General features: G+C 40.7%; 7 protein-coding genes. All 7 read left to right on the forward strand.

From position 1 onward, the window contains the following. The first annotated feature begins 197 nt into the window (after window positions 1–197). Window positions 198–3,749: a DNA-directed RNA polymerase subunit beta gene (rpoB, locus tag ACFPYN_RS06180; protein WP_377733137.1), complete on the forward strand. Its 3,552-nt coding sequence runs from the start codon at window positions 198–200 to the stop codon at window positions 3,747–3,749. A 147-nt stretch (window positions 3,750–3,896) separates the two neighbouring features. Continuing rightward, a complete protein-coding gene (rpoC, locus tag ACFPYN_RS06185) occupies window positions 3,897–7,499 on the forward strand; it encodes a DNA-directed RNA polymerase subunit beta' (RefSeq protein WP_377733138.1) in 3,603 nt (1,200 codons plus the stop codon). Window positions 7,500–7,717: 218 nt separating this feature from the next. Continuing rightward, complete coding sequence (locus ACFPYN_RS06190) at window positions 7,718–7,966, forward strand: ribosomal L7Ae/L30e/S12e/Gadd45 family protein (protein ID WP_377733139.1); 249 nt, start codon at window positions 7,718–7,720, stop codon at window positions 7,964–7,966. A 101-nt stretch (window positions 7,967–8,067) separates the two neighbouring features. Continuing rightward, window positions 8,068–8,490 carry a 30S ribosomal protein S12 gene (gene rpsL / locus ACFPYN_RS06195; RefSeq protein ID WP_377733140.1) on the forward strand — a complete coding sequence of 141 codons (423 nt, stop codon included), beginning with the start codon at window positions 8,068–8,070 and terminating at the stop codon, window positions 8,488–8,490. 52 nt (window positions 8,491–8,542) lie between these two features. Next, on the forward strand, window positions 8,543–9,013 hold the full coding sequence (gene rpsG / locus ACFPYN_RS06200) for a 30S ribosomal protein S7 (protein ID WP_377733141.1): 471 nt from the start codon (window positions 8,543–8,545) through the stop codon (window positions 9,011–9,013). Window positions 9,014–9,060: 47 nt separating this feature from the next. Next, a complete protein-coding gene (gene fusA / locus ACFPYN_RS06205; RefSeq protein ID WP_377733142.1) occupies window positions 9,061–11,136 on the forward strand; it encodes an elongation factor G in 2,076 nt (691 codons plus the stop codon). Between the two features lie 120 nt (window positions 11,137–11,256). Continuing rightward, window positions 11,257–12,444 (forward strand): elongation factor Tu, encoded by a 1,188-nt coding sequence (gene tuf, locus ACFPYN_RS06210; protein WP_377733143.1) that lies wholly within the window; start codon window positions 11,257–11,259, stop codon window positions 12,442–12,444. Window positions 12,445–13,649: the final 1,205 nt, after the last annotated feature.

Raw genomic sequence — 13,649 nt, forward strand, 5'->3', positions numbered from 1 at the left:
ATGCAAAAATATTATTTTGCGGTCGTGTGCCCTTTTGTATAAAGCTATTTTGTAAGTGGGTATACTTACCAAGAATAAATGTGTTTAACCGAAAATGAGCTCTTATAGAACTCGTTTTCTTTTTGTCTTTTCGACATCATACACTAAATATGGTGTGCCGAAAAGTCCTAATATTGCTTTATTGAGGGGTGAATGAGTTGGCAGGTCAACTAGTTCAGTATGGACAACACCGCGAGCGTAGAAGTTTTGCGCGTATTAAAGAGGTGCTAGAACTTCCGAATTTAATAGAAATTCAAACAGCATCTTATGAATGGTTCCTGGAAGAAGGCTTGCGTGAAATGTTCAGAGACATTTCTCCAATCACAGATTTCACAGGTAATCTTTCACTTGAATTCATCGATTATACTTTAGGAGATCCTAAGTATCCAGTCGACGAATCCAAAGAACGAGATGTAACTTATGCGGCACCACTTCGCGTAAAAGTACGTCTTTATAACAAAGAGTCAGATGAAGTGAAAGAACAAGATGTCTTTATGGGTGATTTCCCACTCATGACAGAAACAGGTACTTTCGTAATTAACGGTGCTGAGCGCGTAATCGTATCTCAGTTAGTTCGTTCACCAAGTGTTTACTTCCATGATAAGACAGATAAAAATGGTAAAAAAGGTTTTGGAACAACAGTCATTCCAAACCGTGGTGCATGGTTAGAATTTGAAATTGATGCGAAAGACGTAGTCTACTGTCGTATTGATCGTACGCGTAAATTGCCTGTAACGGTTCTTTTACGTGCACTTGGTTTCGGTTCTGATCAAGAAATTATCGATCTTATTGGCGATAATGAATATTTGCGTAATACTCTTGAAAAAGATAATACGGAAAGCACAGACAAAGCGTTGCTTGAAATTTATGAGCGTCTACGTCCAGGCGAGCCGCCAACAGTTGAAAGTGCGAAAAGTCTGTTGTACTCACGTTTCTTCGACCCAAAACGCTATGACTTAGCAAATGTAGGTCGTTACAAAATGAACAAAAAACTGCACATCAAAAACCGTTTGTTTAACCAAACAGTGGCTGAAACGCTTGTTGACCCAGAAACTGGTGAGATTTTAGCGGAAAAAGGTTCATTGATTGACCGTCGTTTACTCGACCGTTTAATTCCACATCTTGAAAATGGTATCGGATTCCAAACAATCTCTCAAGTCGGTGGCGTATTAGAAGGCGATATCACGTTACAAACAATCAAAATCTTTGCTCCAAACAATGAAGCTCAACAAGAAATCAATGTTATCAGCAATGCTTACATTGAAGATGCGATTAAAAACATCACACCTGCTGACATTATTTCTTCTGTTAGTTATTTCTTCGGCCTGCTTTACAACGTTGGAAACACGGATGACATCGATCATCTAGGTAACCGTCGTTTACGTTCAGTAGGAGAGTTATTACAAAATCAATTCCGTATTGGTCTTTCTCGTATGGAACGTGTAGTACGTGAGCGTATGTCTATCAACGACACACAATCAATCGTGCCACAACAATTGATCAATATCCGACCGGTTATTGCTTCTATAAAAGAGTTCTTTGGTAGTTCTCAGTTGTCTCAATTCATGGATCAAACAAATCCGCTTGCTGAATTGACGCACAAACGCCGTCTATCGGCATTAGGACCCGGTGGTTTAACACGTGAACGTGCTGGCTTTGAAGTACGTGACGTTCATTACTCTCACTATGGTCGTATGTGTCCGATTGAAACGCCTGAGGGTCCAAACATTGGACTAATTAACTCGCTTTCTAGTTTTGCGAAAGTGAACAAATTTGGCTTCATTGAAACACCTTATCGTCGCGTTGATCCTGAGACAGGTTTAGTAACAGCTCGTATCGACTATTTAACTGCTGATGAAGAAGATAATTATGTAGTAGCGCAAGCTAATGCACGTCTAAATGACGATGGACAATTTACTGATGAAGAAGTTGTTGGTCGTTTCCGTGGTGATAACACGGTATTCAAACGTAGTGCAATCGATTATATGGACGTTTCGCCGAAACAAGTAGTTTCTGCTGCAACAGCCTGTATCCCATTCTTAGAAAACGATGACTCCAACCGTGCCCTTATGGGTGCGAACATGCAACGTCAAGCAGTTCCGTTATTAAACCCTGAAGCTCCTTTTGTAGGGACAGGTATGGAACATGTGAATGCGCGTGACTCTGGAGCTGCCGTTATTGCTAAATTTGTTGGTATCGTTGAGCATGTAGAAGCGAGAGAAATTCGAGTTCGTCGCATTGAAGAAATCGATGGCAAAGAAGTTAAAGGCGATTTAACAAAATATAAATTACAAAAATTCCTTCGTTCGAATCAAGGGACGAGTTACAACCAACGTCCAATCGTTAAGGTTGGCGATCGCGTAAATCCTCTTGATATTCTAGCTGATGGTCCATCTATGGAACGTGGAGAAATGGCACTTGGACGTAATGTACTTGTGGCATTCATGACATGGGATGGTTATAACTATGAAGATGCAGTCATCATGAGTGAACGTCTTGTAAAAGACGATGTGTACACTTCTGTGCATATCGAAGAATACGAGTCAGAATCTCGTGATACAAAACTTGGACCTGAAGAAATCACTCGTGACATTCCAAACGTAGGAGAAGAAGCGCTTCGTAATCTTGATGAGCGTGGAATCATCCGAATTGGTGCGGAAGTTCGCGATGGCGATATCTTAGTAGGTAAAGTAACGCCTAAAGGGGTTACTGAGTTAACTGCTGAAGAACGATTATTACATGCAATCTTTGGTGAAAAAGCACGTGAAGTTCGTGATACATCCCTTCGTGTACCTCATGGTGCCGGCGGAATTATCTTGGATGTTAAAGTGTTTAATCGCGAAGATGGCGATGAGCTTCCACCTGGTGTGAATCAACTCGTTCGTGCATATATCGTTCAAAAACGTAAAATCTCTGTTGGAGATAAAATGGCTGGACGTCATGGTAACAAAGGTGTTATCTCGCGTATTCTTCCAGAAGAAGATATGCCATTCATGCCTGATGGTACTCCAGTAGATATCATGCTTAACCCTCTAGGCGTTCCATCTCGTATGAACATCGGTCAAGTATTAGAGCTACACTTAGGTATGGCTTCTCGTAAACTTGGCATTCATATGGCTTCACCAGTATTTGATGGTGCCAATGAAGATGATGTTTGGGACACGATGGAAGAATCTGGTATGAACCGTGATGGTAAAACAACATTGTATGACGGACGCTCTGGTGAACCTTTTGATAACCGTGTATCTGTCGGTGTTATGTATATGATTAAATTAGCCCACATGGTTGATGATAAATTACATGCACGTTCAACTGGACCTTACTCTCTTGTTACGCAACAACCGCTTGGTGGTAAAGCACAATTCGGTGGACAACGTTTCGGTGAGATGGAGGTTTGGGCACTTGAAGCATACGGTGCTGCTTATACACTTCAAGAAATCTTGACTGTGAAATCCGATGACGTGGTGGGTCGTGTGAAAACATACGAAGCCATTGTTAAAGGTGAGAGCGTACCACAACCAGGTGTTCCAGAATCATTTAAAGTATTAATAAAAGAACTTCAAAGTTTAGGTATGGACGTTAAGATGTTAACCATCGACGACGAAGAAATTGAACTGCGTGATTTGGATGAAGAAGACGATCTTCACCCAACTGATGCACTAAATATCCTGCCAACAACGGACGGAGTGCCAGTAGGTACAGCCGAATAAAGGCTGCCGATACGGTATATATAAAAACATGTTAAGAAATAAGGGCAGGCCTCCATACCTGCCCGCATTTCCATTTCGATAAAAGTTATCCGCCTGAGCTAAGTGGATAAATTCTTTTAAAGACCCAGACTAAGGGAGGTAGGCTCCTTGATAGACGTTAATAATTTTGAGTACATGAAGATTGGTTTAGCATCTCCAGACAAGATTCGTTCTTGGTCGTATGGTGAAGTGAAGAAGCCTGAAACGATTAACTACCGCACACTAAAACCTGAAAAAGATGGTTTGTTCTGTGAACGTATTTTCGGTCCAACAAAGGACTGGGAATGTCATTGTGGTAAGTATAAGCGTGTTCGTTATAAAGGCGTTGTTTGTGATCGTTGTGGCGTTGAAGTTACACGTTCAAAAGTACGTCGTGAGCGCATGGGTCATATTGAATTAGCGGCTCCTGTATCACATATTTGGTATTTCAAAGGAATTCCAAGTCGTATGGGACTTATTCTTGATATGTCTCCTCGTTCTTTAGAAGAAGTCATTTACTTTGCTTCTTATGTAGTTGTAGATCCTGCAAATACACCGCTTGAACGTAAGCAGCTATTGTCTGAGAAAGAATATCGTGCATACCGTGAAAAATATGGCAAGAAATTCTATGCTGCAATGGGTGCTGAAGCTATTAAGCGTCTTCTTCAAGATTTAGATCTTGAAAAAGAAACTGAAATGCTGAAAGAAGAACTTAAAACCGCTGCAGGTCAAAGACGTACACGTGCCATTAAACGTCTTGAAGTAGTTGAATCATTCCGTAACTCTGGTAACAAACCTGATTGGATGATTTTAGATGTCCTTCCAGTAATACCGCCAGAAATTCGTCCAATGGTGCAATTAGATGGTGGTCGTTTTGCTACATCTGATTTAAATGATTTATATCGTCGTGTTATCAACCGTAATAACCGTTTAAAACGTTTACTTGATCTTGGCGCGCCAGGTATCATTGTTCAAAACGAAAAACGTATGTTACAAGAAGCTGTTGATGCATTGATTGATAATGGTCGTCGTGGCCGTCCAGTTACTGGACCAGGTAACCGTCCATTGAAATCACTTTCTCATATGTTAAAAGGGAAACAAGGTCGTTTCCGTCAAAACTTACTAGGTAAACGTGTTGACTACTCTGGTCGTTCGGTTATCGTTGTAGGTCCAAACTTGAAAATGTATCAATGTGGACTTCCAAAAGAAATGGCAATTGAATTATTCAAACCATTTGTTATGAAAGAACTTGTTGAACGTGGCTTAGCTCACAACATTAAGAGTGCGAAACGCAAAATTGAACGTATGCATTCAGAAGTTTGGGATGTATTGGAAGACGTCATTAAGGAGCATCCGGTTTTATTAAACCGCGCACCGACGCTTCACCGTTTAGGTATTCAAGCTTTCGAACCAACATTAGTAGAAGGTCGTGCAATTCGTCTTCACCCACTGGTATGTACAGCTTACAACGCTGACTTCGATGGTGACCAAATGGCAGTTCACGTTCCTTTATCAGCAGAAGCGCAAGCAGAAGCTCGTTTACTAATGTTAGCTGCACAAAACATTTTGAATCCTAAAGATGGAAAACCAGTTGTTACACCATCTCAAGATATGGTTTTAGGTAACTATTACTTAACACTTGAGCGTAAAGGTGCAACAGGAGAAGGTTCTACATTCTATGGTCCAAATGAAGTATTAATTGCATACCAAAACGGACATGCGCATTTGCATACACGTATTGCCATTTCAGCAGGTTCATTGAATAACCAAACATTCTCTGAAGAACAAAACAAAATGTTGTTATTAACAACTGTAGGTAAAGTGATTTTCAATGAAATTTTACCTGAAACTTTCCCTTACATTAACGAACCTACGGACTTCAACCTTCAAGTTGAAACGCCGTCTAAATATTTTGTTCCAACTACGACTAATATAAGAAAACATATTGCCGAAGAGGAACTTGTATCACCTTTCAAGAAGAAAATTCTTGGGAACATTATTGCAGAAGTATTTAAACGTTTCCATATTACTGAAACGTCTAGAATGCTTGACCGTATGAAAAACCTTGGTTTCAAATATTCAACTCGTGCTGGTATTACAATTGGTATCTCAGATATCGTGGTACTTCCAGACAAAGGTTTAGTATTAGACGAAGCTCAAGATAAAGTAGATAAAGTTCTGAAGCAATTCCGTCGTGGTTTGATTACAGAAGAAGAACGTTATGATCGTGTTATTTCGTATTGGAGTGCAGCTAAGGATGTAATACAAGAAAAACTAATGAAATCCTTAGACAATTTAAACCCAATCTTCATGATGAGTGACTCTGGAGCGCGTGGTAACGCATCCAACTTTACTCAACTTGCAGGTATGCGTGGTTTGATGGCCAATCCAGCCGGTCGTATTATCGAACTTCCAATTAAATCATCATTCCGTGAAGGTTTAACAGTTCTTGAATACTTCATCTCGACACATGGTGCTCGTAAAGGTCTTGCGGATACAGCACTTAAAACTGCTGACTCAGGTTACTTAACACGTCGATTAGTTGACGTTGCTCAAGATGTTATTGTTCGTGAAGATGAATGCGGAACGGACCGTGGCTTATTGATTGGCGCATTAATGGATGGCACAGAAATTATTGAAGGTTTTGACGAGCGTATTGTTGGTCGTCATACACGTAAAACAATTTACCATCCAGAAACCAAAAAAGTTATTTTGGCGAAAGATGCTTTAATTACAGAAGACGCAGCTCGCGTTATTTTGGATGCTGGAATCGAAGAACTTACAATTCGTTCGGCATTTACATGTAACACGAAACACGGGGTATGTAAAAAATGTTACGGTACTAACTTAGCTACTGGTGAAGACGTTGAAGTTGGAGAAGCAGTTGGTATTATTGCTGCCCAATCGATCGGTGAACCAGGTACGCAGTTAACAATGCGTACGTTCCATACGGGCGGTGTTGCTGGAGACGATATTACACAAGGTCTTCCACGTATCCAAGAGATTTTCGAATCTCGTAACCCGAAAGGTCAAGCGGTTATTTCTGAAATTACTGGAGTTATCTCTATGATTGAAGAAATTCGTGAAGGTCAAAAAGAAATTACAGTTCAAGGTGACGTTGAAACACGTAAATACCTTGCTCCGTATAATGGTCGTTTGAAAGTTCAATTAGATGATCAAATTAAACGCGGTGAAGTATTAACAGAAGGTTCAATCGATCCAAAAGAATTGTTAAAAGTTAAAGATGTTTCAACAGTACAAGTTTACTTGTTGAAAGAAGTTCAAAAAGTATACCGTATGCAGGGTGTTGAAATCGGTGACAAACATATCGAAGTAATGGTTCGCCAAATGCTTCGTAAAGTGCGTGTGATCGAGGCTGGCGAAACTGAGCTATTACCTGGCTCATTACTAGACATTCACCAATTTGCAGAAGCGAATAAGGAAGCCGTGTTAAGTGGGAAAATCCCTGCTACATGTCGCCCAGTTATTCTCGGTATTACAAAAGCTTCACTTGAAACAGAATCGTTCTTATCGGCAGCGTCATTCCAAGAAACTACGCGTGTGTTAACTGACGCGGCAATTAAAGGGAAACGCGATGAACTACTTGGCTTGAAAGAAAACGTTATTATTGGTAAACTCGTTCCTGCGGGTACTGGTATGCAACGTTACCGTCAAATCAAGATTGTTGATGCAAAGAAAAACGAAACTGAAGTAGCAGTGAGCGCTGAATAAATATATTTTGCTTCAATCCGGTGGGGTTAATTAAATAACCCCCCGGTATTTATGTCTAGCTTCACAGGCTTAATCGCACATTCGTTGTTCCAACATCGGAGTCGATCTATCTCGGTCTGCTATGCTTTTCAACAAAAACAGGTTGACAGAAAAAATTATGAATGATACCATGTTTAAGGTTGATAGTTGAAGGTCTGGGTCTTTGGAGGATATGCAAAATGTCTTATGAAAAAGTAAATCAGGCGAAGAAAACCGTCATCGGGACTAAGCAAACAGTAAAAGCAATCCATGGTGGCCTTGTAAAAGAAATTTTAGTGGCTCGTGATGCTGACAGTCGAATCACCCAACCTGCTATTCAGACAGCACAAGAAAACGGTGTGAAGATTGGTTATGTAGAGTCTAGAATAGAACTTGGTAAAGCCTGCGGACTTCAAGTGGGTGCAGCAGTTGTTGCAATTACTGTGTAACAGTTTTTGTGTGTGAACACACAAAGACTTTGTTTTTTACCCAAAAATGAACCACCTGGATGTGTGGTATTACAACGATCAGAAGAAGGGAGGAATAATCGATGCCTACAATTAACCAATTGGTACGTAAGCCTCGTAAATCCAAGACTGTAAAATCAAACTCACCTGCTTTGAATAAAGGGTATAACAGCTCTAAAAAAACGTTAACAAACGTTAATTCACCGCAAAAACGTGGGGTTTGTACACGTGTTGGTACAATGACACCAAGAAAGCCAAACTCAGCGCTACGTAAATATGCGCGTGTACGTTTAACTAACCTACTAGAGGTTACTGCGTATATCCCGGGTGAAGGTCATAACCTACAAGAACATAGTGTTGTACTTATCCGTGGAGGACGAGTAAAAGATTTAGCGGGTGTACGTTACCATATCGTACGTGGTGCTCTTGATACAGCTGGTGTTACTGGCCGTATGCAAAGCCGTTCTAAATACGGAACTAAACGCCCTAAAGTTAAAAAAAGCTAATAACCGTTAATACAAAATAAAATCATAGATTTTTTCGAAAGGAGGAAAACACATGCCTCGTAAAGGTCCTGTTTCCAAACGTGACGTGTTACCAGATCCAATATACAATTCAAAACTTGTAACTCGTTTAGTCAATAAATTAATGGTGGATGGTAAAAGAGGTACTTCTCAAAAAATTCTTTATGGAGCTTTTGAACTTGTTCAAGAACGTTCAGGTAAAGATTCTTTAGAAGTATTTGAAGCTGCTCTTGCAAACATCATGCCAGTACTTGAAGTTAAAGCCCGCCGTGTTGGTGGTACAAACTATCAGGTACCAATCGAAGTTCGTCCAGAACGTCGTGCTACATTAGGTCTTCGTTACTTAGTAAACTATTCTCGTCTTCGTGGGGAGAAAACAATGGAAGAGCGTTTAGCTAATGAAATTCTTGACGCTTCTAACAACACTGGTGGTTCTGTTAAGAAACGTGAAGATATGCACAAAATGGCGGAAGCGAACAAAGCGTTTGCTCATTACCGCTGGTAGGATTTTTCATCCACTACTCATTCTAATAATGGAAGGAGAAATACAACATGCCTAGAGAATTCTCCTTAGAGAATACAAGAAATATTGGAATCATGGCTCATATTGATGCTGGTAAAACAACAACTACTGAGCGTATCCTTTATTACACAGGTCGTATCCATAAAATTGGTGAAACGCACGAAGGTGCTTCACAAATGGACTGGATGGAGCAAGAGCAAGAGCGTGGAATCACGATCACTTCTGCTGCAACAACAGCTGCTTGGAAAGGTCACCGCGTAAACATTATCGATACTCCTGGTCACGTAGATTTCACTGTTGAAGTTGAACGTTCACTACGAGTACTTGATGGTGCTGTAACGGTTCTTGATGCACAGTCTGGTGTTGAACCACAAACTGAAACAGTATGGCGCCAAGCTACAACTTACGGCGTACCACGTATTGTTTTCGTAAACAAAATGGATAAAATCGGAGCTGACTTCCTATATTCTGTAGGAACACTCCTTGATCGTTTAGCAGCAAATGCACACCCGATTCAGTTACCAATTGGTGCTGAAGACGACTTCGAAGCGATTATCGACTTAGTCGAAATGAATGCAATTTTCTTTGGTAATGATGAAGGAACAGACATCCAAGTGAGAGAAATTCCTGAAACACATATCGAACTTGCAAACGAATGGCGCGAGAAGTTAATTGAAGGAGTTGCCGAGTTTGATGAAGCATTAATGGAGAAATACCTTAATGCTGAAGAAATTACAAAAGAAGAATTAAAACTTGCTATCCGTAAAGGTACGCTTAATGTAGAATTCTTCCCTGTAGTTCTTGGTACTGCTTTCAAAAACAAAGGTGTACAAATGATGTTAGATGCAGTAATCGACTATCTTCCAGCTCCTACAGATGTACCGCCAATGATGGGTACACTTCCGGATTCTGAAGAAGAAGTTTTACGCGAACCTAAGGATTCTGCACCTTTCTCTGCATTAGCATTTAAAGTTATGACGGACCCTTACGTTGGTAAATTAACATTCTTCCGCGTTTACTCTGGTGTTCTATCTTCAGGGTCTTACGTACAAAACTCAACAAAAGGTAAACGTGAACGCGTAGGTCGTATTCTACAAATGCACGCTAACTCTCGTGAAGAAATTGCTGAAGTATACTGTGGTGATATCGCTGCAGCAGTTGGTCTTAAAGATACAACTACTGGAGACACATTATGTGACGAAAAACACCTTGTTATCCTTGAGTCAATGGTATTCCCAGAACCAGTTATCTCGTTATCTGTAGAGCCGAAGTCAAAAGCTGACCAAGATAAAATGGGTCAAGCTTTACAAAAACTTCAAGAGGAAGATCCTACTTTCCGTGCTCACACTGACGTAGAAACTGGCCAAGTTATCATCGCTGGTATGGGTGAACTTCACCTTGATATTATCGTTGATCGTATGCGTCGTGAATTCAAGGTTGAAGCTAACGTGGGCGCGCCACAAGTTTCTTACCGCGAAACATTCCGTGGATCAGCTTCTGTTGAAGGTAAGTTCGTTCGCCAATCTGGTGGACGTGGTCAATTCGGACACGTTTGGATTGAATTCTCTCCAAACGAAGAAGGAAAAGGTTTTGAATTCGAAAACGGAATCGTCGGTGGTAGTGTTCCTCGTGAATACATCCCAGCTGTTGAAGCAGGTCTTCGTGACTCTTTAAACAATGGTGTAATTGCAGGATACCCACTTATTGACATCAAGGCTCGTCTATTTGACGGATCTTACCATGATGTTGACTCGAATGAGATGGCGTTTAAAATTGCTGCTTCAATGGCACTTAAAAACGCAATTTCAAAATGTAGCCCGGTACTTCTAGAGCCTATCATGCGCGTAGAAGTAGTTATCCCTGAGGAATACCTTGGTGATATCATGGGTGACATTACATCACGTCGAGGACGTGTTGAAGGTATGGACGCTCGTGGAAACGCGCAAGTAGTACGTTCAATGGTTCCACTTGCACAAATGTTTGGTTATGCAACTTCATTGCGTTCTAACACGCAAGGTCGCGGTGTGTTCTCAATGCACTTTGATCACTATGAAGAAGTGCCAAAATCAATTTCTGAAGAAATTATCAAAAAAAATAAAGGTTAATTATTGAATATTAACTTTTTATCTTGTATAACTATTTTGTAAGCATTGAGTGATGGGGGTACTAGTCCCTCATCATTTATTTTAAAACTAATTATTATAATTTTGAGGAGGACTTCTATAATGGGTAAAGCTAAATTTGATCGCTCTAAAACACACGTAAATATTGGTACAATTGGTCACGTTGACCATGGTAAAACAACTTTAACAGCTGCAATCGCTACAGTTCTTGCAAAACGTTCTGGTGGTACTGCAATGAGCTACGCACAAATCGATAACGCTCCTGAAGAAAAAGAGCGCGGAATCACAATCAACACTTCTCACGTTGAGTATGAAACTGCACTTCGTCACTATGCACACGTTGACTGTCCTGGACATGCCGATTATGTTAAAAACATGATCACTGGTGCTGCACAAATGGATGGCGGAATCTTAGTAGTATCTGCTGCTGATGGCCCGATGCCACAAACTCGTGAACATATCCTTCTTTCACGTCAAGTTGGTGTTCCTTTCTTAGTAGTCTTCATGAACAAATGTGATATGGTAGACGACGAAGAATTACTTGAATTAGTAGAAATGGAAGTTCGTGATCTTCTTTCTGATTATGATTTCCCTGGCGACGACATTCCAGTAATCAAAGGTTCAGCTCTTAAAGCATTAGAAGGCGAAGAAGAATGGGAAGAAAAAATCGTTGAATTAATGGACGCTGTTGATTCTTATATCCCAACTCCAGAACGTCAAACTGACAAGCCATTCATGATGCCTGTTGAGGATGTATTCTCAATCACAGGTCGTGGTACAGTTGCTACTGGTCGTGTAGACCGTGGAACTATTAAAGTTGGAGATCCTGTTGATATTATCGGGATCGCTGAAGAACCAAAATCAACTATCGTAACTGGTGTTGAAATGTTCCGTAAACTTCTTGACTATGCAGAAGCTGGTGACAACATCGGCGCTCTACTTCGTGGAGTAGCTCGTGAAGATATCCAACGTGGACAAGTATTGGCTAAACCAGGTTCAATCACTCCACATACTGAATTTAAAGCAGAAGTTTATGTTCTTTCAAAAGAAGAGGGTGGACGTCATACTCCATTCTTCACTAACTACCGTCCTCAGTTCTACTTCCGTACAACTGATGTAACTGGTGTTTGTAACTTACCTGAAGGCGTTGAAATGGTTATGCCTGGAGACAATATTGAAATGTCAGTTTCTCTTATCGCTCCAATCGCGCTTGAAGAAGGTACTAAGTTCTCTATCCGTGAGGGTGGACGTACTGTTGGTGCTGGTGTAGTTGCTACTATCACTAAATAATTAACAATTTCAAAAGACCTTGCCGGGACGCTGGCAAGGTCTTTTTTTGCGTTATATATAATTTTAGTTCCATAAACCCAGTGTTTAAGGGACAAAAGATTGATTCATTAATACTGTTGATTTCCGTTTCAAGCGGACGCTTTCCGCGGGGCGGGCGGTGAGCCTCCTCAATCGCTTCGCGATCTGCGGGGTCTCACCTGTCCCGCTGATCCCGCTGGAAAGATATTGGACGAACTGTAATTCGTCCAATATCTTTGCGACGAGTAACCGCAGGAGCAGATGTTTTCACGCCGCCTTACACTACAATCCATGAAGTGTGTAGTAACCAACAAGAAAATCAATCAAATGCTTTTTGCGAAGACACGAATAAATGATTCTAAGTTAAGCTAGAGTAGAACTAACCTATAATCGTAGTTGCTATCTATATGAGTTGATTGAAGCCATGCCCGCGAAAAGCGTCCGCCGTAGCGGAAATCAACAGACTACTATGGTTACTCTTGTTAAAAGGACCGGGCGTCACTTTGCCCGGTTTTTCTTAAAAGATAAGTATATAATTTGGGACTACTGCGAGCCTAGTATTCGTGGTAGTTTTTTAGTATGGAGATGAATATTTTAAAACGTATATTTTTTGATTGAGTCAGACTCAGCGGTTGCTCAGTCTGACTTTTTGGGGTTGACGTCTGAAAAAAAGAAGATGACGTCTGAAAAAACAGGGTTCACGTCTGAAAAATCGCCATCGACGTCTGAAAACGTCATTTCTTCCATCCAAAGTGTCCCCTTGCAACCACAGGAAAGGCTGTGGAGCAAGGAGAGCAGCCCCATTTGGCATTTATTTTTACATATAATAGCTGAGCGATGGCTCAGTTGTAAAAATCGAGGTTCACGTAGGAAAAAAGAGTGATGACGTAGGAATCCCTCCATATTTGTGAGTGTTGATTAGAAGCAATTGTGTCTACGTCTCCCACCGTTTATTGTTTCTTTATAGTGAGTGTCACTGCTGACTTTAAAGAATGGTCTGAAATAAAGTAAGAAGAAGGAGACCGAAATATCATCTTCGGTCGAATATCTACTTATAGATAATATCTATTCTTTAATAAACCAGACGATCTTAACTGTGAGCTTCCGGATTTTCAGGGAGAAAAGGACGAATCCCCTCCGCAGAATGATTGGAAAAAATAGAGTGGGGGCGAGTGACGAAGTCACTC

Origin of the sequence: Paenisporosarcina macmurdoensis (assembly GCF_042658845.1) — a bacterium.
GTDB classification, from domain to species: Bacteria; Bacillota; Bacilli; order Bacillales_A; family Planococcaceae; genus Paenisporosarcina; species Paenisporosarcina macmurdoensis.

Coding starts and splice junctions, on each gene's coding strand:
- ACFPYN_RS06190 (WP_377733139.1), top strand. CDS start 7,718: ATGTCTTATGAAAAAGTAAATCAGGCGAAGAAAACCGTCATCGGGACT.
- rpsL (WP_377733140.1), top strand. CDS start 8,068: ATGCCTACAATTAACCAATTGGTACGTAAGCCTCGTAAATCCAAGACT.
- rpsG (WP_377733141.1), top strand. CDS start 8,543: ATGCCTCGTAAAGGTCCTGTTTCCAAACGTGACGTGTTACCAGATCCA.
- fusA (WP_377733142.1), top strand. CDS start 9,061: ATGCCTAGAGAATTCTCCTTAGAGAATACAAGAAATATTGGAATCATG.
- tuf (WP_377733143.1), top strand. CDS start 11,257: ATGGGTAAAGCTAAATTTGATCGCTCTAAAACACACGTAAATATTGGT.